Source organism: Apilactobacillus micheneri, assembly GCF_002993975.1.
GTDB classification, from domain to species: Bacteria; Bacillota; Bacilli; order Lactobacillales; family Lactobacillaceae; genus Apilactobacillus; species Apilactobacillus micheneri.
The window spans coordinates 177,590-202,428 of record NZ_POSO01000002.1 but is presented as its reverse complement, the minus strand read 5'-3'; the positions used below and the strand labels follow the sequence as shown (position 1 = coordinate 202,428).

The following is a 24,839-nucleotide window of genomic DNA, read 5'->3' as shown; positions in this document are numbered from 1 at the left end:
TTTATTAAGTTAAAGTGTATGCTATAGCGACCATACTTGGCGCTATTCAGTGAGTTCAATTTTGAATCCATCACTAATTGAGCTTGAGATGTAATTATACACTATTAATGTTAAATAAGGAAATCATTTCATATTAATTCCAAATGTTTGAAATTTATTAGGTTAGGGATTATATTACTTAAACAATTCACATATTTAAGGAGTTTTAATTAATGATTACTAATAATGTTAGACTTACAATCGATCCTAATAAGCGTGCTGAATATTTATCATTCATTGATGATTTAGTGAACAAATCTTTGAAAGATAAAGGGAATTTATTATATGCTCATTATCAAGATATTAATGATGAAAATCAATATTTGATTTTGGAACATTGGGAAAACCAAGCTGCTTTAGATGCACATTCAAAAACTGATCATCTATTGAACTTTAAAAATCATATTGGAGAATATGTAACTAAGAAGCCAGAAATTTTAGTTTTTAAAAATTAATTTAAATAGGCCATCAATCATAAATTAGAGATTGATGGCCTATTTTTATTGGTATAATATAGATAAATTAATTATAGGGATGATTTGTATGTTTTGGCGGATATTCACGACGATAGTTTTTATATTTACGATTATAGATGGCATTGTTTATTTCAAAAATGAACATAAATCTAAGCATTTAGTAGAAAAGATTTTACAAAATGATGAAAACAAACAAGCCATTATGCAAATATTATCAACTAATCAAGAAGATGCCGTAAAGGTTAAAAATTTAAGAAAACATTTTGACTTAAAATTAGGTGAAAGTCTGGATATATTCATTAAATATAAAAAACACGAAATTTAATCAATAACAAATGAACAGTTTACATAATAACCAATAATTTAAATTATCGTAGCCAGCCTTATTAATTTTTAAGGGTGGTTTTTATTTATAATTTTTTATAAGTGTCTTTTATCTTTTTCACATGTTGTTGAAACTCATCTTTACTGACATTGTGAATATCGAAAGCATCAAATGAATAAACATTGTTAATGATCATATCTTCATTAGCTACATTATCTCGCAAAATATTAATCGTAATTTGCTTCGTTGTTAAAGGCTTAAAATCAATATCAGTGTCATACAAAAATTCGTGAATAACATTATTAGCATTATCTAGATCTTCATTATTAAGATTGCTGATAATATTATTATCTAAGTCACATTTATCATCATCGATTAGACTAGCGATGTTTACTAATAAAGCATCCAATAAATTATCATAGTCTAAATAATCAATTGTGGATAACTTACCATTTAATTTTCTGGTTTGATTAATATCATTATTTTTATCTTTACTAGGCTTTTTACTAATCTTTATTTTATTAACATATTCATTAAGTGAAATTTCTGGTAACTTTCTTAATTCTTGTAAGGAATTTTTAAAGTTGTTTTGGTCTGCTAGTTGTTCAGCTTTTTTAATGGTTTGCATATTATTCATAATTTTATCCTCTTATTTATTATTTTATTGTTAGTATATCATGCAAAAATTAATGAAGGTGAAGTGAATCCTTAAAGTGAAACAATACTTTAGGGGTTTTTATATGACAAAATTTAGTTTTGATTTAAAGAAAAAATAGTCAAAGAATATTTTTCAACGGAAACCGATGTAATTTCACCATCAGAGATAAAGTATAAGCTATTACTCTTAGGATTATAGTTCATCTCTTGTGTATGTTGCCCTAGACCATTTTTAATAACTTATTTAATATCTTTAAGGCCAACCTTAATATCTAAATATTTAGCATATTAATTATGATAACTTTATAACTTTGTTAATCTTTTCACTTGCTTATTATTTAATCTAGAACTATTATTTACTTGTCAAGTTGATAAAGCGCTTTCATTAATGCTGACAAATTAATTTTTGTGGGGGTTAGAATTATGGCTTACGTTACTACTTATCCATATACAAACAAGGTTGTTAAAAAATATGATTCAATGAGTGATGAAGATGTTGATGAAGCTTTAAATAAGGCTGGAACATTATATCAGTCTTGGAAGAATGAACCGGTTGCCTCAAGAAAAAATTATTTGGAAAATGTATCTAAATTAATGTTGAAAAACTGTGATAGTTTGGCTAAAACTATCGTACAAGATATGGGAAAGTTATATACTGAGGCGGTAGCTGAAGTGAAATTAAGTGCATCAATTGCTAAATATTATGCAGATAACGGTGAAAAATTCTTGGAACCTAAGCCATTATTAACTGGCGCAGGCAATTCATGGATTGAAAATGATCCTGTTGGCATTATTATGTGTGTTGAACCATGGAACTTTCCATATTACCAATTGATGCGTGTTTTTGCACCTAATTTTATGGTTGGTAATCCAGTTATGGTAAAACATGCTAGTAACTGTCCAGGTTGTGCGTTAGCATTTGAAAATATTATTAAAAAATCTGGGGCACCTGAAGCTGCATATCAAAATTTATTTGTTAGTCATGATCAAATTGCTAAAATTATTGCCGATAAAAGAGTCCAAGGAGTAGCTTTAACCGGATCTGAAAAAGCTGGTACACATATTGCTGCTGAAGCCGGTAAGAACTTAAAGAAGAGTACCATGGAATTAGGCGGTAATGACGTTATGGTTGTTTTAGACAACGTAGATGTGAAGAAAGCCGCTAAATTAGCTGCTTATGCTCGATTATGGAATGCAGGTCAAGTATGTGTTTCATCTAAACGTTATATTGTTGAAAAGTCTATTGCCAGTGAATTTATGGACGCTTTGAAATCTGAATTTGCTAAATACAAGCCAGGTGATCCAATGGATAAAAATACTACTTTAGCTCCATTGTCATCAAAAGGTGCTCAAGCTAAATTAGATGAACAAGTTAACGAAGCCGTTAAGAATGGTGCTAAATTAGAATATGGTGGAGGTATTCCAGATTTAGATGGTGATTTCTATAATCCAACTATTTTGTCAAATATTTCACAAGATAATCCAGCATATCATGAAGAATTTTTTGGCCCAGTTGCCCAATTTTATGTAGCTGATGATGATGAAGATGCAATTAGAGTTGCTAATGATTCCAATTATGGTTTAGGTGGTTCTATTGTGGCTAAAGATCATAAGAGAGCTGCTAAAATGGCCTCAAAAATTGATACCGGAATGGTATTCATCAATGGAATTACTCAAGTTGCTTATCCTGAACTACCTTTTGGTGGAATTAAACGTTCTGGTTATGGGCGTGAATTAGGACCTAATGGGATTAAATCATTTGTAAATCAAAAATTAATTAGTATTACTAAATAGTTGTGATTTTAAGTAATTAAGGGGTTGTTTAAAAATGGCAAAAATATATGCTAGTCCTTCATCTTATGTTCAAGGAAAAGGTATTTTACTTAAAAGTAAAAAGTATATTAAAAGATTAGGAAAACGTGCATTAACTTTAGCGGGTCCTAATGCTTTAAAAATTATAGGTAATGAATATAATCAATATTTAAAAGACAGTGGTTTTGAAGTTCAGCCGGTAACCTTTAATGGTGAATCTTCTATGGATGAGATAAAACGAATTGTTAAGATAGGTAAAGATTTTAAGGCCGACATGATTATTGGCCTAGGTGGTGGTAAAACTTTAGATACAGCTAAAGCCATCGCTAACAAGTTGAAAACTAAAGTAGCTATTTTACCAAGTTTAGCATCTACAGATGCTCCATGTTCACGTTTATCAGTAATTTATCATTCTGATGGTTCATTTTCAAAATATTTGTTTTACGATAAAAATCCTGATTTGGTATTAGTGGATACTACATTAGTGGCTAAAGCTCCAGTTCGTTTTCTAGCATCTGGAATTGGAGATGCACTTGCCACAAATGTTGAAGCGCAAGCAGTTGTTAAACATGATGGGAATACTACACTGGGTGGAAAACAGACCTTGGTAGGTAATGCTATCGCTCAAAAATGTCAAGAAACGTTATTTAAATATGGTAAAGAGGCTTTGATTTCAGTAAAAAATGGTATCGATAGTAAAGCTTTGGATAACGTTATTGAAGCTAATATCTTAATGAGTGGATTAGGCTTTGAAAGTGGTGGATTAGCTGCGGCTCATGCAATTTATAATGGGATGACAGTATTACATGGTGATATTAGCAAAATGATGCATGGTGAAAAAGTCGCTTTTGGAACTTTAACACAATTATTTCTTGAAGGCGTTGATATAAAAAGATTTGATAAGTTCTTGGATTTTGAACTTCAGATTGGTTTACCAACAACATTTAAAGATTTAAGAATTCCAAATATTAAGGATGACGAGTTGTTAAAAGTTGCTCATGCTGCTAATTCTAGTAATGATACGATGGGTGAAATGCCATTTGAAGTTTCGGATGACGATATTGTGCAAGCTATGAAAGCAGTAAATGCATATAGTATTGATTACCAAAATCTTAAATAAGATAAAAATAGGGGCTGTGACATAAGTCTCTACAAAAACAGGATTTACGTTTGATATTTAACGTAAATCCTGTTTTTTATGAATTAATTAAGGAAATGGACGACTTTATTTATCTTCTTATATAATATATAATAATAAATATAGGAGTGATTTTTAAATAATATGTGGAATATACTAGCTGTTTTATTAGTTGTATTCGTTGTATATGCTGTCGTTAAAGAGGTCAGAGAACGTCGTATTTTGACTGATTTTCTTAACGACAAGGAGAATGTTTTGAAGGTCAATAAGATTATTCAAAACCAATCTGATGATAAAGATGCTGTTGATAAGATTAAAGATGACTTTGATCTTAATAACGCAGTTGCTACCGATGTATTTGCATTTGTGCAAAAGATAAATTAATCGTAAATATTTTGGAGTCCCAGTAAGCTATTTAGCCTGCTGGGACTATTTTTTATCAAAATATAATAATTATTATTGAAATTATATAAAAGTTTAATGTTATATTTTTTTAATTAGTAAAGTTTCCTTTAGTGCCTAGCTTTTCGTATTAAAAATTAAATTGTAATAATAATATTTCTCATTTACAATAACAATAATATTATATAATTATAAACTAAATGTATTAGTATTATAATGTAATTATTAAATCCTAATTGATATTTTTAAATAGGGAACACCTACCAATTATTTTTTAAAATATATTCAAATTTGAAGGAGCCTTTTTTACGAAGCTTAATAACAAATTATTTAATATTTCTTTTTTGTTGATATGTTTATTATTCTTCTTTTCCATATTTAGTATTAATGTTCATGCTGCTGGTTTTAGTTTCTCTGCCAGTCCGGTACAACCAGAAAATGAAAACAGCTCATACTTCAACCTTAAATCACAGCCCGATCAAACCCATCAACTAAAGGTCAAGCTTACTAACAGTGGTGACAGCAAGATGACTGTCCATGCGAAAGCTAACACTGCATTGACCAATGATGGCATGGATGTGAACTATGCATCTAATGATGTTACTAAGTTTGATTCCAGTATGCGTTATCCATTGAGTAAACTAACAACCGATGGTGATAAGCATGATATTTCAGTTCCAGCTAAGTCGGATGTGACAACTACTTTTAATATTAAAGCACCAGCATCAGATTTTAATGGGACTGTTCTAGGAAGTTTAACTTTCACTAGTGATCCTGAAAGTAGTGGTAACAAGGGGAATGTTAAGATTAACAATGCTTATTCTTATGTTATTCCTGTAGTTATCCATCAAGGATCGAAAGCTAAACCTCGTTTGAATGCTATCAAAGCCGATGGAAAAGTTATTAACGGGATTAATACTTTTTACATGCATTTTCAAAATAATCAACCAGTTTTAATGACTGGTGTTGAAGCTGATAATGCAGTTTACACTGCTGATGGTTACAGCAATCGTGATAAGCCATTATATTCTAACAAGAAGAAAAATGGTTCAATTGCACCTAATACTAGCTTTAACATGTTATTACCTACTAACAAGTCCTTTAAATCAGGTGATTATGTTTTTGTAAGTAAAGTCTATTGGGGCGATCATTTCTGGAAATACGTTAAGCATTTTCATATGAGTATTTCTAAAGCTTATGAAGATAATAAAAATGCCACCAATGCTAACAATAATGACATTTGGATGTGGATTATGGGAATAATCATTGCAATTTTAGTATTGATTATTGTAGTGATTTCAATTATTTATTTCCATAATAAGAAAAGAAAGTAATGTTTAAATAAATACGCAAGAAAAACGTTCGATATATGATATCGAGCGTTTTTTGATGAATTAATGTTATTATTTTATTAGCTTTTTATTATTATAGTTACCAAAATTTTAGCAAACTTTTATATAACTTATTTTTCCTTGTGCATCAGCTTGTATTTACCATAAAATAAGCCTCTATAATAAAAATATTTCTAATGTTACATAATCTAAGGCTTTAATGAAACACAACTTTTTTTGAAAAGAACTATACTGTCAGTGTAAAAACTTAATTGATTTATTTTCGACCAATAATCCTAAACAATATCAATTATTTAATAATTCTAATTGGAGGATATTTTTATGAAAATAAATAAGCTTATAAATGTTTCATTAGTTTCTTTGTGTGCCTTAGGTTTAGCAATGTTAGGATTTAATACTCATGCGGATGATAAAAATCCAGTTGTTAATAACCATCCAAGTGACGATATTCAAAATACTTCTACTACTGGGCCTCTTTCTATGAAAAGTGTAAATGGTATTCATCCTGGCAATTTAGACATTAGACAAGATGGTAATGTTAATGCTCCTGTCTCAATATCTAGTGGTGATGTTACTGCTAATTTTGATAATTTTACTGGAACTGATCAATTTAAAAACTGGTCACTGAGTGTAAGTGGAGAACCATTGACCAATAGTACAAATGGTAAAAAAGCCAATGCTGTAATTAATTTGGGTGATAAGATTGTTACTTTAGATGGTAAACAAAATGGTACTCAATTATTTAATAATACTGGTATCGCTGAAGGAAAGGGGACTTCTTTAAAAATTGCTACAAACCCAACAATGCATGTAACTGATAAATCCTTGCCTCAAGCTCCTAATACAACTAATACTTACAGTACAACTTTGAACTGGAATTTAGGTGCAGCAACCCCATCAAATCCTGGTAAATAATGATTAATATATTAACAATATAATGATACAAATTATTAAAACGTAAAAAAGAGTTCGATACATTCAATATCGAACTCTTTTTGATTATCATATATTTTAAACAGCTAAAATCTTTGAGAGGAATTCTTTTAAGCGTGGATTCTTTGGATGATTGAAGATATCATCAGGAGTTCCTTGTTCCATGATTTTACCTTCATCGACAAAGACTACTCGATCGGCAACTTCTTTAGCGAAGCCCATTTCATGAGTAACCACTACCATAGTCATTCCTTCTTTAGCCAAGTCTTTCATAACTTGAAGCACATCCCCAACCATTTCTGGATCAAGGGCAGAAGTAGGTTCATCAAACAACATAATGTCAGGATTCATTGCCAAAGCACGAGCAATCGCAATTCTTTGTTGTTGACCACCTGATAGTGAATCAACGGAAGCATTAAATTTATTTTCCAAACCAACTACTTTTAGTAGCTTTTTAGCTTGTTTTTCAGCATCTTGTTTATTTAATTTACCTAGTTCAACTGGAGCTAACATAATATTTTTGCCAACATCTAAGTTATGGAATAAATTGAAATGTTGGAATACCATCCCAATTTGTTCACGAATTTTATCAATATTAGCATTTTTCTTGGCAATATCTTCACCATGAACAACGATGGAACCAGAAGTAGGTTCTTCTAATTTGTTTAGTGAACGCAAAAGGGTACTTTTACCAGAACCAGAAGGACCGATTACAACAACCACTTCGTTATCTTTAACTTCCAGATTAATGCCTTTTAAAACATGGTTATCGCCATATTGTTTATATAGGTCAGTTACTTTTATTTTACTCAAATTTTAGTCCTCCTTTTACCCCAATTAGAAAGCCAAGTTAGTAGGGTGATTACGATTAAGTAAATTAATGCAACCATTGCCCAAACTTTAAATCCTTCTAAGTTTCTAGCGATGATGATCTTACCAGTTTGGGTAAGTTCAATAATTCCAATTACAGAAAGAATCGAAGTATCTTTCAATGTAATAATGAATTGGTTAATGAATGATGGCACGATTAACTTAATTCCTTGTGGTAAGACAACCTTACGCATAGCTTTACCGAATGGTAAACCTAAACTACGAGCTGCTTCCATTTGACCTTTTTCAACGGATTGAATTCCACCTTTAACGAAGGCTGCAATATAAGCACCTTCATCCAACATCAACGTAATAACTCCGGCAGTGAAAGCAGGAATCTTAGTACCAATTAATGTAGGAATTCCAGTATAAATGAATAATGCTAAAACAATTAATGGAAGTCCTCTAAATACATAAATGAAAGTAGTTGATAATCCTTGGAAGAATTTCATTGGAAGCACTCCTAATAATCCAAAGAATACTCCAATAATAGTAGCAAAGACGATTGAAACAATCGTTAACCATAATGTTTGTAAGAATCCTTGCCATAAGAAGACTTTGTTTTGATTTAAAATACCAAAGAATGAATGGTTATCAGTCGTACTCTTTTTAGCATTTAAGTATTTGTCTAAAATCTTTTTATATTGGCCATTTTTCTTCAAGTTGGCTAAACCAGTATTGAACTTCTTCAATAATTCTTGGTTTTGACCTTTTTTAACTCCAAAACCAATTGGTGTTCCAGCAGCAGGTTTAGTAACAATCTTTAATTGAGTGCCTTGATTAATACCATATTTAAGTACTGGTTGATCATCAAAACATGCGATTGAATTACCAGTCATAACATCTTCATAAACGTTATTGGAATCATCAAAAGTAGAGATTTTGAAGCCATATTTCTTTTGAATTGATTGGGCATATTGGGCACCAGTAGTACCAGTTTTCACAGCAACAGTCTTACCTCTTAAATCATTAAGATTTTTAGTACTGTTATTATTTTGAGCGACTCCCATTACGACTCCAGAATTATAGTATGGATTTGAAAAATCGAAGGTACCTTTACGCTCAGGAGTAACTGACATTCCAGCTAAAACTCCATCAGCTTGTCCAGCTTGGACCGCCTGAATTGCAGCATTAAAACCTAATGGTTTAATATCAACATTAAAATGCTGATCTTTAGCGATAGATCTAATGAGATCCATATCAATACCTACATATTTATTGTTATCATTTGCGTATTCAAATGGTGGAAAAGTAACATCTGTTCCAATTTCATAAGTTTTTTCAGCAGCATGTGTTTTAGTAGGTGCCGCAAACAAACTTAACGCAATGATAAGACCACAAGCCATTGCTAAGATGCAACGGATGGCTAATGAATGTCTTTTCATCTGCACAATCTCCTTTAGTATGTAATGTTTTATAACATTGTATATTAAATATAATAACAGAAAATTATTTAAAAGTATATTTTATCTATTATAAAAACAGTTAATTAAGATTAAATGTCATTATTGTTCACATAGTCAAAATATTTTGAAAAAATTTGACCTTTGTATCCCTTGCTATGAAAAGGATAGGCGGACTTTTATAAAATAAAAGTCAAAAAAGGTCAGTAAATTACTTGTATTATGTAAAATAGATGCTATAGTATAGTTGTAATGAAGAAAGGGAATGAATAAATAAAGAAACTTTCTCCATCAATAAAAACTAAATAATAAAGAAAAGCGAGGGATGTACTATGGCTAGAGATCCATTCAATCCATTCAATGATGATTTTGATAAAATTTTCAATCAATTCTTAGGTGATACTGGGAGTTCAAACTCACAACGTCGCTACATGGTTAACGGTCAGGAGGTCACCCCAGAGCAATTAGAACAATTAAGACAATCTGGTCAACTCCAAAATGGTCAGATGAATCCACAACAAAAGCAAGGTAATAATGGTAAGAGCATTCTTGATAAACTAGGTCGTAACTTAACTAAAGAAGCTCGTGATGGGAAATTAGATCCTGTCATCGGCAGAGATAAAGAAATTCAAGAAGCTGCCGAAGTCTTATCAAGAAGAATTAAAAATAACCCAGTGCTAGTTGGTGATGCTGGTGTTGGTAAAACTGCTGTTGTTGAGGGCTTAGCTCAAGCAATTGCTAAGGGTGATGTTCCAGCAGCTATCAAGAATAAGGAAATTATCAGTGTTGATATTTCTGGACTTGAAGCTGGAACTCAATACCGTGGTAGTTTTGAAGAAAACATTCAAAACTTAATTAAAGAAGTAAAAGCAAAGAAAAATGTAATCCTATTCTTTGATGAAATTCATCAATTTTAGGTGCTGGTAATTCTGGTGATGAAAGTGGTTCTAAAGGATTAGCTGACATCATTAAGCCAGCATTATCTCGTGGTGACTTTACCGTTATTGGTGCCACTACTCAAGATGAATATCGTAATACCATCATGAAAGATGCTGCATTGTCACGTCGTTTTAATGAAGTTAAGATTAACGCTCCTTCAGCCGAAACGACATTAGCTATCTTGAAGGGCGTTCGTAAACTATACGAAACACATCACAATGTAGTATTACCCGATGATGTTTTGAAAGCTGCTGTGGATTATTCAGTTCAATATATTCCACAACGTAGCTTACCTGATAAAGCTATTGATTTAGTTGATATGACTGCTGCACACTTGGCAGCTCAACATCCAGTTTTAGATCAGAAACAAGTAGAAGATCAAATTGAAACTGAAAAGAAAGCTCAACAAGCTGCTGCAGATAAAGAAGACTACGAAGCTGCTTTGAATCATAAAAACAAAATTGATGAACTCAACAAGCAATTAGATAACAAGAGTGATGCTAAGAAAGTCACTGCAACTATTAATGATGTTGCTCAATCTGTTGAAAGATTAACTGGGGTTCCAGTTGCTAAGATGAGTAATAATGATATTGAGCACTTGAAGAATATGGGTAGTCGTCTAAAAGGTAAGGTTATTGGTCAAGATGAAGCAGTTGCTGCTGTTTCTCGTGCCATTCGTCGTAACCGTGCTGGTTTTGATGAAGGTAATCGTCCAATTGGTTCGTTCTTATTTGTTGGACCAACTGGAGTTGGTAAAACTGAATTGGCAAAACAATTAGCTTTAGACATGTTTGGTAATAAAGATAATATTATTAGATTAGATATGTCTGAATATTCCGATCCAACTGCTGTGTCTAAATTAATTGGTGCATCTGCTGGTTATGTTGGATACAACGATAATAACAATACTTTAACTGAAAAAGTACGTCGTAATCCTTATTCAATTGTGTTATTAGATGAAATTGAAAAGGCTAACCCACAAGTATTAACATTGTTGCTACAAGTATTAGATGACGGTCGTTTAACTGATGGCCAAGGTAACGTTGTTAACTTCAAGAATACCGTTGTAATCGCTACTTCTAATGCTGGATTTGGTAATGAAAGTGTTACTGGTGATGACAACAAAGATAAGAAGTTAATGGATCGTTTGGCACCATACTTCCGTCCTGAATTCTTAAACCGTTTCAATGCCATTGTTGAATTCTCACATCTATCTAAAGATAACTTGAAAGAAATTGTTAACTTGATGTTAGATGATGTTAACAAGACATTAGCTAAGAAGAATATGGATGTAAAAGTATCTGAACCAGTTAAGGATTACTTAATTGATCAAGGATATGATGAAGCAATGGGAGCTCGTCCATTACGTCGAGTTGTTGAACAAGAAATCAGAGATAAGATTACTGACTTCTACTTAGACCATGAAGATATTAAGCACTTAGATGCTGATATGCAAGATGGTAAAGTAGTAATTAGCGCTGATAAAGCTGATTAATAGGAAAGGCTATCTGAATATTTCGGATAGTCTTTTTTTATTCTATTGGAATTTTAATTATTTATGTTATTGTTAATAATATATTAATTATGAGGTGATTATATATGAGTGTTAAGTCAAAATTATTTAAAGGATTAGCTGTAATTTCATTATTATTACCAATTGCTTTTAGTGCAAATATTAATAATGTTAATGCAAACGCAAAAAAATCACATGCTGTTAAAGTCGTTAAACATAATCATAATAATAAAACAACTGCAGCGTTTGCCGATGAAATTTATAATTTCAGTAGCTTTTTTAAGAAAGATTTATTACCAACAGTTAAGAACTATAAAGCTGAAACTAAGTCTGGTAGAGAAACTAAATCTGGCTTGTTAGCAATGCTAAATGATAAGATGAGTAAAAAACAATTCAGAAGTGAAATGGAAAAATCAATGAAATCAAACCCTGAATTTAAAAATACATCAGCCAAAGAACGTAATAAAATGTTTTCTGAAGCAACAAAACAAGTAAAAAATGTTAAGCTTTCAGATCTAAACAAAATTTCATCATTAGCTAAACGTTGGGTATTAGTTTTACTGCAAGTAAATGATGGTAAAACTACGATTCACTTACCAGCAATGAAATAATATTAAAATAACATTAGAAGAGGAACTACTTTAATAAGTAGTTTCTCTTTTTTTATGAAAACTTGCAAAGAAATTCTTTGTCTAGTATAGTTTGCAACTATTGTTTGATTTTGTAACCTTTGATTAATTTATAAATTGTTTTTACAAAACGTTTTTTGAATAACTAAATAATATTAAACATTAAAGCTATACAAGTAATCTTGCTTGTATAGCTTTAATGTTTAATGAAAATATATCTTAATAAAAATATTTTATTTCAAAAATGTCTTGTACTATATAAATTAATAGTGTAGTATATTTCAAACATTGATAACTAAATAATTATTGTAACTATTAGCTAGATGGAGGAATATATGAAGAAAAACTTATTAGCACTATTAGGTATCGCATTTTTGACTTTTACATCAATTTACAGCATGACACAAAATACCCTGGCAAGTTCTAAACAACAATCAATTGTTAAAAAGATATCTGCTGGTAAGGATAAAAATTTTAATTATTATGAATTTGTTAAAAAAGATGGATCGGTAGACTTTGTTAGCGAGGTCAATGCTAAGTATCCAAAAACTCATTTATTACCTTTTATAAAAGATAACAACACAGGTTTAAATATTAAACAAAAAATTAACGATGATGGAACTATTCATGTAAAATATGATGGGAATTCCAACTTAAAGAATAACTTTAAAAATGCAGTTGCAGCTTGGAATAAATTGGACGTAATTAAATTTAAAATGGTCGATGATTCATCAGCAACAGTTGATGTTCATGGAAACTCTAACGCAAAAGAAGACGCTAACAATCCAGATTACGAAAAAGGTAATTTAGGAGATACTAATAATTATGTAGATTATGATTCATCAACTGCATTAGCAGATGGAACTAAAATGAATTATATTTCAAAAAGTGACATTGTACTATATTCAGGAATAGCCAAAGCTTCAGATAACAATAAAGATCATGTTATTATTCATGAATTAGGCCATGCATTAGGTTTTGATGATCTATATGGTCAAAAAAATCGTGGATTAGTGATGTTCTCTACTTCTCCAATTGGATCTGTACTTTTAAACCATTTAGGATCAAGTGAAAAAATATCACTACAACATTACTATCAATAACAAAAAGGCCAGATCTTAGGATCTGACCTTTTTTATATACTGATTATGAATAACTTTAACAAAATATAATGTAATTCCTATTAAGAAGGGCAAAATATAATAAGTTACTCGATAAATAATTAGCCAAGTCAATGCTTGATTAACATTTAAGCCATTCGTTGACATTCCAGCAACCATAATTGAATCAAAGCTTCCTAGTCCCCCTGGAATAAAACTAATAATTCCAATCATTCCAGCAATCGCAACTAATGCGTAAATAGATGGGATGTTGAAATGATAATCTAAGAATAAACCAATTGATACAAAGAATGATAAACAACAAATCCATTCAAAGAATGATCCAGTTAATAGTAAAATAGTGTCATGACGACTTAAAGATTTAGCTCTAAAGAATACTAAGGTAATCAAATAAATAATAAATCCAATTAGAACTAACCAGTAAAATAAGTTTAATTTAATATGGAAGAAAAAATGCATGATAATCACAATAATTGCATTCATTGATAATCCAGTAAGAGTAAATAAAGCAATTTGTGAAACTTGCACAATTGTTTGTTTAACATCTTTAACTTTACCAAATAAATAAGTTCTTAAACTGCCACCAATTAGGCCACCACCACCAGCTAAATTGGTAACTGTGTTGATTACATAACTGTTGACTAAAATAGTTGATACTTTAAATTGTTTATGACTTTGTTTAACATATTCGTAGTCATAGATTGCCATGGGAACAACCGATAATAATCCCAATGTAATTAGCATAACGATTTTGGTAGTTGTTAAACTACCAAATGAGTGTAGTATTTGGTTCCATTCAACTTGTTTTCTAATTGAGTTAAAAGCAACAGCAACTAAAATCACAATTGCTATTATATATATACCCTTTAGAACCCGACTATGTTTATTAAAAAAGTTGGTTATTTTTTGACTGATTTTCATGAATTAATCATCTCTTTTCATAATTTTATATACTAATATTGTATAATAATTCATTTATAATATCCCGTAATAATGAAGCATAGATAGGCTTAATAAAACTAATAGTATCATTATTACTAATGTTCTATACATTTTTAATTTAATTAAGTAGTAAAATAATATTATAATTAATATAATAGCTTCAATAATATTAGCTTGTTGATCATGATGATTATTGAAATTGCTGCCAGATCCATGATTTATGCTATGATTTACAGTAAAATGTTTAGCAAGCGTTGCTCTAATATGAGTATGGATTAAATTAAGGATATTTAACTCCTTTCAAAAATATTTTTTTATTTTAATTAACCTAGGGATGATATTTATAAAACTTAAAAAAATAACTTTAACGTTGTTAATAGTATTAATTATATTATTTTATTTTGCTGGATTATTATTTCATGCAAAATTTAAAAATTCGCATGATATTAATCCCACTAAGAATATTACATATAAAGATTTAACTAATAATAAATATATTAATCAAACTTATAATTTAAAGAATGTTTATGTAAATCAACAGTTCACTAAGGATAACACAAAACAGGCAACTGTTTCTGATAATCATAATCAATTGTATTTTATCATTTTAAATCATAATAGATTACCTAATGGGACAACTTCTTTATTTTGTAAGATTGAAAAATATAAAATTTTAAAAACTAATTTAGGATATAAATATCGCTATCCAGTTTTAAAATTAATCAATAAAAAATCCGCTGATTAATTAATAATCAGCGGATTTTTAAATATAATCTTAGAATTAATACTTACTAGTATTCAGGATCCCACTTAGTATTTTCGATGGCTTTATCAACGTCATCAATCTTTTCACGAGTTAAATCACGTTTTACAGCACTATCGGCAACAGCCTTAGCTACAGTAGTTGAGAATTGATCCAACTTAGATACTGGAGGTAAGACAGCAGCACCTGGTTTGTCAGTGTCAACAATACCACCAAGTGAGTGGGCAGCTGCAGAAATCATTTCATCGTCTAGTACAGTTGCAGTGGATGCAATTGCACCTAAACCTAGACCTGGGTAAACTAATGCATTATTAGCTTGACCAATTTGATAGGTGGTGCCATTGTATTCAACATCTTTAACTGGAATACCAGTACCGATTAATGCTTTTCCATCAGTCCATTTTAGTAAATCTTCAGCTTTAGCTTCTGCCAACTTAGTTGGGTTAGAAATTGGGAAGATAATTGGACGTTCAGTGTGAGCAGCCATTTCTTTAATAATATCTTGAGTAAAGCTACCAGGTTGAGTGGATGTACCAACCAAAATAGTAGGGTGAACAGCTTTAACAACTGCTTCAAGATTTGTTAATTCATCAGGATTTTCAAATTCATCACGTTTGTGAGCGAATGGTTTTTGTTGAGGAGTTAATGTTTCGTCATCATCAAATAGTAGACCTTGCTTATCTATTAAGTAGAAGTGTTTTTTAGCTTCTTTTGGATCCATCCCTTGTTGGATGAATTCATCATAAACACGAGAAACAATTCCAGTTCCAGCAGTACCAGCACCAAATGAAAGGTAAACTTGGTCGGTCATTTTTTCACCAGAAATATTTAGAGCACCTAAAATACCTGCTAAGACAATGATTCCAGTTCCTTGAATATCATCGTTGAAAACAGTGTATTTATCTTTGTAACGATCTAAAATTTCAGCAGCGTTACCACGACCAAAGTCTTCAAAATGTAAGTACATTTCTGGGAATAATTCTTCAGCATCTTCAACAAAAGTATCAACAAATTTATGGTATTTTTCGCCATAAACTCTTTCATGACGATTACCTAGATACATAGGGTCGTCTAATAGTTCTTTGTTATTAGTACCAGCATCTAAAACAACTGGAAGTACTTGGCTAGGATCAATGCCAGCAGCGGCAGTGTAAACCATTAGTTTACCAACAGCGATATCAACACCATTAGTAGCCCAGTCACCAATTCCTAAAATACCTTCAGCATCAGTAACAACGATTAAACGAATGTCACGACCAGCTGAAGCATTTTTCAATGAAGTTTTAATAGTATCTAAATCATCATCAATTGATAAGAAAGTTGCGTTTTGTGGTTGAACGAATAGTTCACTGTAATTTTCAATAGTTTCAGCAATTGTTGGATCATAAACAATTGGCATGAATTCTACAACGTGTTGTGAAAATAGTTTGTAGAATAGAACTCTGTTTTCATTGAAAATTTGCATTAAGAAAACACGTTTTTCTAAATCAGATGGTTTTGATTGAAATTGTGCGTATGTTTGATCTACTTGTTCTTGTAAAGTTTGTACATATGGAGGAAGTAATCCTTCTAATCCTAAAGATTTACGTTCTTCTTTAGTAAATGCAGTACCCTTATTCTTGAATGGGTCATTTAAAATATTGTATCCCATAGTCATAGTACATACCTCTTTTCTTAATTAATACATTGATAATAATACATAGTTTTTTGATAGTCAAAACTTAGTGTTATAATAAAAATAATTTATATGTAAAAAATGAATACCGTTATATCAATAATTAAAGGTGGTTAAAATGAATACTAGAGACCTCGAATATTTTATAAGCTTAACAGAAATAAAAATTTTTTCAAAAGTTGCAGAAGAATTTAATGTTAGTCAACCAACTATTACTTTTGCGCTAAAACGATTAGAAAAAGAAATGGATGCTAAGCTCATTATCAGACATCGTACGCATGGGGAATTAATTGTTACTGATAGTGGAAAACAATTATTAAAACATGCACGAGCAATTATTCGTCATTTTGAAGTAGCTAAGCAAAATATTGAAAACTTAAAATCAAATAAAATCTCAATTGGATTACCACCAATTATTGAAACAAGATATTTCCCTAAAATTGCACAACATTTAAAGGAAGAAAAATTATTGGGTAACATTAATACTTTTGAATATGGATCTGAAACGACTTTAGATGCATTAAAGAGTGGTGAATTAGATATAGCATTAATTGGCTCAATTAATCCGATGGAAGATGCTCGGATTGAAACTGAAGAAATTGACCAAATTCCTTTTTATGTCTATGTATCCAAAGATAATCATTTGGCAAAACAATCATCAATTAAATTCAGTGATTTAAAACATGAAGATTTTATTTTATTTAAGCAAGGATTTGTCCAAAATGAATCATTTCGCCAATTGACTAAGAAGAATGGGATGCATCCAATATTATTTTACGATCTAATGAAACCAATAATATTATGAATTTAATATCTAATGATGTGGGAATTGGTTTCTTTAACTCGTTCGTTAATTATCCTGATAGTGTGGTCAGATTGAAATTAGAAGATGATAATATGCCTAAGTTCGTGACTAATTTAGTCTATTTAAAATCACATTATTTTAATGAGTTACAACAAAAGGTTTTAGATAATATTCGTCATTCCATTAAATAAAAAAGAATGCCTTATGATAGGCATTCTTTTTGTTTATATTATCCTTTTGAAATATCAGAAATAACTTTATTATTGGGTAATGTAATCCCAGCAGCTTTAATTGCTTCTAGGTATAATTGTAAGAATTCGAATTGAACATCGAATCTAGTTTCATCAGTTGTTGGAATGTATTCCTTAACTGCGATGGTACCATCACCCATATCAACGGTTCCTAATAATTGAGGATCATCAATGATACCCTTAGTTTTTGGAACATATTCCTTGTTGATATCCTTCATAACATTAATAACTTTGGTAATTGGTGTATCAGGGTTAACACGAATATTAATTTCAGCTTTCATGCGTTCCTTAGACATGTTACTGATACTTGTGATATTACGATTAGGAATAAAATTCAAAGCATCATTATTACTTCTAATTTTAGTAGTTCTTAAGCCTAATTCAGAAACAGTACCAGTTACATCCCCAATGGTTACGTAATCACCAATATTAATTTGTTTTTCAAAAAGAATAAAGAATCCATTAATGATATCACTAGCAAGACCTTGAGCACCAAGACCAATAGCCACTGAGAATAATCCAGCACCAGCTAATAGAGTACCAATTGGAATTCCAATAATAGTTAATGCAGAATAAATCCAAAAGAATACTAACATATAAATATAAGCATTCATGGATAATGAATGTAAGGTTTTCATTCGATTAGATGAAATATTACTATGTTCCTTATTCGCATAGTTACTAAATAAACGATTAATAATAGCTTTACCAATTACTCTTATAATTAAAAAGAAAATAGAAATTAAAACTAAGTCAATCAAAATGTCAGTGATGTTGCGTAGAATTTCATCCCACTTAAATCCTTCAAGGTATTTAGTAAATACGCTAGGATTGTCAGCTTGTGCAAGCATTTGATTCACTCCCTAAATATTTTATTTACATATAATAATAACATTTCTACAATGAACAATGATAGTAAAGAGGCTGTTATTAAAGACTTATAAACATGATAATTAAAAAATTAATTATTTTTTACAAGTAGAGCTGTTATAATAATTACATAATTACATATAAAATGAGGTTTAAAATATGCACAGAAAAAAATTAAGTGTTCAAAGTGTGGTTGCGATTGGTATCGGAACCGCAATTTTATTTTTATTAAAAAGATATGTTTCAATTCCTTCAGGAATTCCTAACACTAATATTGATACTTCCTATGGTTTCTTAGGTTTTATATCCATTATGTTTGGTCCCATTGTTGGATTATTTGTTGGATTCTTTGGCCATTCTTTATCTGATTTTACCCAGTTTGGTGCCCCATGGTGGACTTGGGTATTTACAACTGGATTTATTGGTTTTGCGATTGGATTACTAAAAAAATATATCGTATTAGCTGACGGTAAAATTGGTTTTAAGAAGTTAGTTATTTATAATATTTATCAAATTTTAATTAATATTATTGGTTGGTCTTTGCTTGCACCTACAGGGGATGTATTAATTTATTCAGAACCTAGCAATAAAGTTTATTTACAAGGAATTATTTCTTCAATTACTAACAGTATTTCCACTGGAGTAATTGGAACGATTTTATTAGTTATGTATGCTTCAACTAAAGTCGAAAAAGGTAGTTTAAAAAAGGAATAGATTATGACAAAAACAATGATTGAATTTAAGAACGTTACTTTTCGTTATAATGCCCAAGCAGAGCCTACTTTAAAAAATATTAATCTGCAAATTAATGAGGGCGAAAAAGTTTTAGTAGTGGGTCCATCAGGTTCTGGGAAATCAACACTTGGCAATTTGATTAATGGTGTCATTCCAGAAAATTTTCGTGGCGATTTATCTGGTGAAATATATATTGATGGTGAAAATGCCAAAGATATGTCAATATTTGACACTTCATTAAAAGTGGGAACTCTACTACAAAATTCTAATGATCAGTTTGTAGGTTTAACGGTTGCTGAAGATATTGCTTTTGGGATGGAAAACGATTGCTTTGATAATCAAACAATGCAAACCAAGGTAAATCAATGGTCTAAAAAATTATCAATCAATAATTTATTAAAACAAGCACCTAATAGTTTATCAGGTGGACAAAAGCAACGTACTGGTTTAGCCGGATTATTAGTCGATGATGCACCAATTTTATTATTGGATGAACCGCTGGCTGCTTTGGATCCTATGGCAGGTAGTGAATCAATTCAACTATTGCAAGAGTTACATAATGAATTGAAAAATACCATTATTATTATTGAACATCGTCTAGAAGAATCATTGACTAAAGATGTTGATAAAATTATTTTAATGAATGATGGCGAGATTGTTGGAATTTATAATCCGGCAGAACTTTTAAAGCAGAATATCTTAAATCAATATGGGATTAGAGAGCCCTTATATATTGAAGCGCTTAAAAGTATTGGAATTGATCTAAATAAATTACATGATATTGATTCAGTTGAAGCTGTTGATGGACCAGGTGTTGCAGATCGAATTGAACAAGTTAGTGCAAAGGCTAAATCAATTAGTAAATACAATGCTTCAGCTGATATTCTATCAATTAAAAAATTGAATTTTGCTTATGACAAAAAAGTGATTTTTAATAATTTGAATGTTGATATTCAAAAAGGTGATATGATTTCTTTAGTTGGTAAAAATGGGGTTGGAAAAACCACATTAAGTAAATTAATCGTTGGCTTTTTACAACCTGATGCTGGAGAAATTACTTTTAATGGTGACAATCTTTTGAATAAATCCATTAAAGAACGTGCTGATGATATTGGGTATATTATGCAAGATCCAGACAAAATGATTAGTAAAGTAATGATTTATGATGAAGTAGCATTGGGGCTAAAATTAAGACATTATCCTAAAGAACAAATTAAAGAAAAAGTTGATCATGCGCTAAAAGTATGTAATTTATATCCATTTAGACATTGGCCAATTTCAGCATTAAGTTATGGACAAAAGAAACGATTAACAATTGCTAGTATGTTAGTTTTATCACCTAAATTATTAATTTTGGATGAACCTACTGCGGGACAAGATTACTATCATTATACTGAAATCATGAATTTCTTAAGTCAATTAAACCAAGAACAAGGCTTAACCATGATATTTATTACCCATGATATGCATTTGATGGCTGAATATTCAACTAGAACCTTAGTTATCGGTGATCAAACTATTTTGCGTGATAATACACCTGAAAAAGTTTTAGATGATGAAGCACTACTTGCTAAGGCCAACTTAAAAAGAACCAGTTTAAGCATTTTAGCTAAACGCTTTAATGTTAATTATAATGATTTTTCAAATTACCTAATTAGCAAGGAGCGAGATAACCAACATGAATAGTAATTTATTCGGATATGATCATAATGATACTTGGGTGCATCGATTAACTGGGACTAGTAAATTAATCTTTTTTATTTTAGTTTCAATTATTGCGATGATTAGTTATGATTATCGCTTTATTTTCTTAGTATTATTATTATCTATCTTTGCATTTAAACAATCACAAATTAAATGGTCACAAATTAAATTCGTAGTGAAATTAATTGTTGTTTTTGCAGTATTAAATTTAGTAATGGTCTTTGTATTTTCACCTAATCATGGTGCGGCATTATATGGAACTAGACATGTATTAATCAATTTAGGCTATTTTACTATTACTAAGGAGCAATTATTTTATGAATTGAACTTAGGTTTAAAATATTTAGTAACGGTACCAATTTCATTAATCTTTTTAATTACAACTAATCCAAGTGAATTTTCTTCAAGTTTAAACAAAATTGGGGTTTCTTATCGTTTAAGTTATTCACTTTCATTATCATTAAGATATATCCCTGATGTACAAAATGACTTTAAAGAAATCAGTCTAGCGCAACAAGCACGTGGCTATGAGATTTCTAAAAAGGGAAAATTATTTAGTCGTTTAAAGGGAACTACACAGATTTTAATTCCGTTAATTTTATCTAGTTTAGATAAAATCCAAACAATTAGTCAGGCAATGGAATTGCGTAGATTTGGTAAAAATAAACATCGTACTTGGTATATGAATCGTAAATTTACTAAAAAAGATTATGGAACAATTTTATTATCATTATTCATCGTGGTTATAGGAATTTTATTTATGAAAATGGATGGCGGTAGATTTTATAATCCATTTGTTTAAGGTAGTGATTTATAATGTCTAATTATGAAGCTAAAAGACAGCAAACAAGGCAAATCATTATCAATAGTATGATTATGATTGCAGAAGCTAAGGGGTTAGAAAAAGTAACAGTTAGTGATATTATTAAAAATGCTAACATTAATCGTAGTACTTTTTATCGTTATTTTGAAGATAAGTTTGCTCTGATTAATTTCATTGAATCTAATATTTTAAATGCAATTAAAATTAAATATAATATTTTCAATAATTGTAGTAATGAAGAATTAAAACGAGGTAAACCTCAAGATATATTTATCCGTTCATTTTTAAATGTTATTGAAAATAATCATAAATTATTGTCATTTTTATTAAGTGAAAAGGGTGATTTTGAATTTAATTTTCAATTAGTTCATTTTTTTGAATCCATTATTAGAAAATCTTTGGATAAGAATCCAGATAATTTTGATGACAAAAGAAAGAAAATATTTGCTTTTTATTGTGCAGTCGAAGCAATTGGACTGATTTCATTTTGGGTTCACAATTTTGAAGACTATTCTAAAGATTATATATATAATTTCATAAATAAAGATATGTGGTATGTAATATAAAAAGGATGCTCGAATGAGCATCCTTTATTTTTTATTCAGCACTTAAACTTTCAATTGGATCTAATTTAGCACCTTTATTTGCAGGTAAAATTGAAGCCAATAAGTTAATAATGATTGAGATTACAATTCCAAAAATTGCATTGCCAGGAGTAATTTGAATGATTGAGTATCCGATTGCTCCATCAACAGCAGAATTAATACCAAATTGTAATAAGTAACCAACTATAACGGATATGACTGATGAGAAGATTCCTAATAGTACTGCTTGAGATACGAATAACATTCTAATGCTACTCTTGGTTGCACCGAGTGCACGAAGAATCCCGATTTCTTTAGTACGTTCAGCAACACTGATGTAAAGGACAACAATAATCATAATTGCTGATACTAATAATGAAATTCCAGCAATTGCAGCTAATACATAAATAGCTAAGTTGATATAAGTGTTTAGAGTGGAGACAATTGATCCAGCACCAGAAACACTGTATGCTTTTTTATTATTAACTTTCATAGCATTAATCTTGTTTTGTACGGGAGTAACATTACCAACGCCACCTTTAATTTTGGCATCAATAAAGGTAGTGGTCATCTTAATCTTGTTATCAGCTAATGCTTGTTTAACAGTATTGTAAGTAGTTACTACAAGAGGAGATTGTGAATCATAGATTCCAGCAATCTTAAAATTCTTGGTTACTGGGAATGGACGACCATCTTTTTGAGCAGTAAAAGTAGTTTGAACTTTTTTACCAACTAATGATTTATAATCATTTTTATTTAAACTTTGTGCAGTTGTTTTATTAATTAGTACTTCATTATCTTTAGGAGTAGTACCTTTTTTGATATTACTACTATTAATGGTAGAAGCACTGGTTGTTAACATTTGACTTTGCGCGTTCTTTTTACCATATTTAAATTGAATACCACTCGAATCATATCCCTTTTCAGCAGAAGAAATATCTTTAACATTTTTAATTCGATTAATATCAGATTCTTTAAATGATGAATGATCATTTGAATTTTTATGTTCAATTTGCACACTATTAGGATTTACTTGTGAGTAGATTTCATGATTAATATAACCACGAACTCCATTTCCTAAACCAAGCATGAAAATAACGGAGAAAATTCCAATCATTCCACCGAAGATAATTAATAAATTACGTTTTAAATTATATTTTAAATTGTCCCAAGTCATTTTTAGGGTAGAACCAAATGATAAAGATTTGGATTCTAAAGTTTCATCTTGTTGTTCTGGGAATTTATCACGCAGATTTTTATCTTGATCAATCTTACCGTCAGTCATGTGTACAATCCGAGTTCCATATGCGGCAACTTTATCTGAGTGGGTAACAGTTAAGACTAGTTTACCTTCTTTGGCGATATCTTCTAGGATTTGAAGAATTTCTTCAGTATTTTGTGGGTCTAAAGCTCCTGTTGGCTCATCAGCAATTAACATTTCTGGATCACCAGCTAGCGCACGAGCAATTGAAACACGTTGCTTTTGTCCACCAGATAATTGGTTGGGATGTTTATGCATATGTTCCTTTAAACCAACCTTGGTTAGTAATTCTTCAGCTCTTTTACGTTGGTCACTCTTTGATAATGTGGTCATTTCTAATGGCACCATTACATTATCTAGAAGTGTTAAATGACTAATTAGATTAAAACTTTGAAAAATAAAACCAATTGTATTGCGACGATATTCGTCTAATTGTTTATCAGTTTCATGTTTTAAAGATTTACCGTTTAGTAAAACATCACCAGAATATTTACTATCTAAGCCACCAATAATATTCATTAAGGTTGATTTACCACCACCAGATTCACCTAAGATGGAAATCATTTCACCTTTGTTAAACGCTACATCAATACCTTTTAAGACTTTGAATTCATCTTTTCCTAAATAGTAGGACTTTTGGATGTTCTTTAATTCTAAGAAGGACATCTGAACACTCCTTTCAATTCCCTATATATAAGATTGTAACAACCATTATATTGACGATACAAAAATATACAATCATCAAAATGCATAAAAGTGTTGCATTTTCGTATTAATTTTTCATTTGACAAATAATGACCGATGGTCAATAATATAT

General features: G+C 30.3%; 23 protein-coding genes and 1 pseudogene. 17 read left to right on the top strand and 7 right to left on the bottom strand.

Annotated elements, in window-relative coordinates; translation table 11 throughout:
* Nucleotides 1-212 precede the first annotated feature (212 nt).
* Nucleotides 213-494, top strand: a complete 282-nt coding sequence (locus C7N41_RS02960) for a putative quinol monooxygenase (protein ID WP_105964249.1) — start codon at nucleotides 213-215, stop codon at nucleotides 492-494.
* A gap of 88 nt (nucleotides 495-582) precedes the next feature.
* Nucleotides 583-840 (top strand): hypothetical protein, encoded by a 258-nt coding sequence (locus tag C7N41_RS02955; RefSeq protein WP_105964248.1) that lies wholly within the window; start codon nucleotides 583-585, stop codon nucleotides 838-840.
* A gap of 85 nt (nucleotides 841-925) precedes the next feature.
* On the opposite strand, the gene C7N41_RS02950 is transcribed toward C7N41_RS02955, so the two are convergent.
* Nucleotides 926-1,477: a hypothetical protein gene (locus C7N41_RS02950; protein WP_105964247.1), complete on the bottom strand. Its 552-nt coding sequence runs from the start codon at nucleotides 1,475-1,477 to the stop codon at nucleotides 926-928.
* A gap of 443 nt (nucleotides 1,478-1,920) precedes the next feature.
* On the opposite strand from C7N41_RS02950, the gene C7N41_RS02945 reads away from it, so the two are divergent.
* From C7N41_RS02945 to C7N41_RS02925, 5 genes are all read left to right on the top strand, one after another.
* Nucleotides 1,921-3,291, top strand: a complete 1,371-nt coding sequence (locus tag C7N41_RS02945) for an NAD-dependent succinate-semialdehyde dehydrogenase (RefSeq protein ID WP_105964246.1) — start codon at nucleotides 1,921-1,923, stop codon at nucleotides 3,289-3,291.
* Nucleotides 3,292-3,325: 34 nt separating this feature from the next.
* Nucleotides 3,326-4,429, top strand: a complete 1,104-nt coding sequence (locus C7N41_RS02940) for a glycerol dehydrogenase (RefSeq protein ID WP_105964245.1) — start codon at nucleotides 3,326-3,328, stop codon at nucleotides 4,427-4,429.
* 162 nt (nucleotides 4,430-4,591) lie between these two features.
* Complete coding sequence (locus C7N41_RS02935; RefSeq protein ID WP_105964244.1) at nucleotides 4,592-4,831, top strand: hypothetical protein; 240 nt, start codon at nucleotides 4,592-4,594, stop codon at nucleotides 4,829-4,831.
* Between the two features lie 362 nt (nucleotides 4,832-5,193).
* On the top strand, nucleotides 5,194-6,183 hold the full coding sequence (locus tag C7N41_RS02930; RefSeq protein WP_105964243.1) for a DUF916 domain-containing protein: 990 nt from the start codon (nucleotides 5,194-5,196) through the stop codon (nucleotides 6,181-6,183).
* Between the two features lie 339 nt (nucleotides 6,184-6,522).
* A complete protein-coding gene (locus C7N41_RS02925; protein WP_105964242.1) occupies nucleotides 6,523-7,116 on the top strand; it encodes a hypothetical protein in 594 nt (197 codons plus the stop codon).
* 96 nt (nucleotides 7,117-7,212) lie between these two features.
* On the opposite strand, the gene C7N41_RS02920 is transcribed toward C7N41_RS02925, so the two are convergent.
* Both C7N41_RS02920 and C7N41_RS02915 read right to left on the bottom strand, forming a co-directional pair.
* Nucleotides 7,213-7,947 (bottom strand): amino acid ABC transporter ATP-binding protein, encoded by a 735-nt coding sequence (locus C7N41_RS02920; RefSeq protein WP_105964241.1) that lies wholly within the window; start codon nucleotides 7,945-7,947, stop codon nucleotides 7,213-7,215.
* Nucleotides 7,944-9,389, bottom strand: a complete 1,446-nt coding sequence (locus C7N41_RS02915; protein ID WP_105964240.1) for an amino acid ABC transporter substrate-binding protein/permease — start codon at nucleotides 9,387-9,389, stop codon at nucleotides 7,944-7,946. The genes C7N41_RS02920 and C7N41_RS02915 overlap by 4 nt, the downstream gene beginning before the upstream one ends.
* A 350-nt stretch (nucleotides 9,390-9,739) precedes the next feature.
* Between C7N41_RS02915 and C7N41_RS02910 the strand changes: the two are divergent.
* From C7N41_RS02910 to C7N41_RS02900, 3 genes and pseudogenes are all read left to right on the top strand, one after another.
* Nucleotides 9,740-11,841: pseudogene (locus C7N41_RS02910) on the top strand (AAA family ATPase).
* A 104-nt stretch (nucleotides 11,842-11,945) separates the two neighbouring features.
* Entirely contained in the window at nucleotides 11,946-12,470 is a 525-nt protein-coding gene (locus C7N41_RS02905; RefSeq protein ID WP_105964239.1) for a hypothetical protein, read from the top strand.
* A gap of 353 nt (nucleotides 12,471-12,823) precedes the next feature.
* Nucleotides 12,824-13,591, top strand: coding sequence for a M57 family metalloprotease (locus C7N41_RS02900; RefSeq protein WP_157944954.1), 768 nt, complete (start codon nucleotides 12,824-12,826; stop codon nucleotides 13,589-13,591).
* 15 nt (nucleotides 13,592-13,606) lie between these two features.
* Here the strand turns inward: C7N41_RS02900 and C7N41_RS02895 are convergent, their stop codons facing one another.
* Nucleotides 13,607-14,530 (bottom strand): lysylphosphatidylglycerol synthase domain-containing protein, encoded by a 924-nt coding sequence (locus C7N41_RS02895; protein ID WP_105964237.1) that lies wholly within the window; start codon nucleotides 14,528-14,530, stop codon nucleotides 13,607-13,609.
* A gap of 355 nt (nucleotides 14,531-14,885) precedes the next feature.
* Here C7N41_RS02895 and C7N41_RS02890 point away from each other — a divergent pair, with 355 nt between their 5' ends.
* A complete protein-coding gene (locus C7N41_RS02890) occupies nucleotides 14,886-15,296 on the top strand; it encodes a hypothetical protein (RefSeq protein WP_140925730.1) in 411 nt (136 codons plus the stop codon).
* Between the two features lie 46 nt (nucleotides 15,297-15,342).
* On the opposite strand, the gene C7N41_RS02885 is transcribed toward C7N41_RS02890, so the two are convergent.
* Nucleotides 15,343-16,971, bottom strand: coding sequence for a malolactic enzyme (locus C7N41_RS02885; RefSeq protein WP_181398814.1), 1,629 nt, complete (start codon nucleotides 16,969-16,971; stop codon nucleotides 15,343-15,345).
* Between the two features lie 136 nt (nucleotides 16,972-17,107).
* On the opposite strand from C7N41_RS02885, the gene C7N41_RS02880 reads away from it, so the two are divergent.
* Both C7N41_RS02880 and C7N41_RS07775 read left to right on the top strand, forming a co-directional pair.
* A complete protein-coding gene (locus C7N41_RS02880; RefSeq protein WP_225362849.1) occupies nucleotides 17,108-17,794 on the top strand; it encodes a LysR substrate-binding domain-containing protein in 687 nt (228 codons plus the stop codon).
* On the top strand, nucleotides 17,791-17,985 hold the full coding sequence (locus tag C7N41_RS07775; protein WP_225362848.1) for a type 2 periplasmic-binding domain-containing protein: 195 nt from the start codon (nucleotides 17,791-17,793) through the stop codon (nucleotides 17,983-17,985). Before C7N41_RS02880 ends, C7N41_RS07775 begins: the two co-directional genes overlap by 4 nt.
* A gap of 38 nt (nucleotides 17,986-18,023) precedes the next feature.
* Here the strand turns inward: C7N41_RS07775 and C7N41_RS02875 are convergent, their stop codons facing one another.
* Entirely contained in the window at nucleotides 18,024-18,896 is an 873-nt protein-coding gene (locus C7N41_RS02875; protein WP_105964235.1) for a mechanosensitive ion channel family protein, read from the bottom strand.
* 178 nt (nucleotides 18,897-19,074) lie between these two features.
* Between C7N41_RS02875 and C7N41_RS02870 the strand changes: the two genes are divergently transcribed.
* The 4 genes from C7N41_RS02870 to C7N41_RS02855 are packed head-to-tail and all read left to right on the top strand — an operon-like array spanning nucleotide 19,075 to nucleotide 22,743.
* Nucleotides 19,075-19,629 (top strand): ECF-type riboflavin transporter substrate-binding protein, encoded by a 555-nt coding sequence (locus C7N41_RS02870; protein ID WP_105964234.1) that lies wholly within the window; start codon nucleotides 19,075-19,077, stop codon nucleotides 19,627-19,629.
* Between the two features lie 3 nt (nucleotides 19,630-19,632).
* Complete coding sequence (locus tag C7N41_RS02865) at nucleotides 19,633-21,336, top strand: ABC transporter ATP-binding protein (protein WP_105964233.1); 1,704 nt, start codon at nucleotides 19,633-19,635, stop codon at nucleotides 21,334-21,336.
* Nucleotides 21,329-22,156, top strand: a complete 828-nt coding sequence (locus C7N41_RS02860; protein WP_105964232.1) for an energy-coupling factor transporter transmembrane component T family protein — start codon at nucleotides 21,329-21,331, stop codon at nucleotides 22,154-22,156. Before C7N41_RS02865 ends, C7N41_RS02860 begins: the two co-directional genes overlap by 8 nt.
* Nucleotides 22,157-22,170: 14 nt before the next feature.
* Nucleotides 22,171-22,743, top strand: a complete 573-nt coding sequence (locus C7N41_RS02855; protein ID WP_105964231.1) for a TetR/AcrR family transcriptional regulator — start codon at nucleotides 22,171-22,173, stop codon at nucleotides 22,741-22,743.
* A gap of 31 nt (nucleotides 22,744-22,774) precedes the next feature.
* On the opposite strand, the gene C7N41_RS02850 is transcribed toward C7N41_RS02855, so the two are convergent.
* Complete coding sequence (locus C7N41_RS02850; protein WP_105964230.1) at nucleotides 22,775-24,688, bottom strand: ABC transporter ATP-binding protein/permease; 1,914 nt, start codon at nucleotides 24,686-24,688, stop codon at nucleotides 22,775-22,777.
* Between the last annotated feature and the right edge of the window lie 151 nt (nucleotides 24,689-24,839).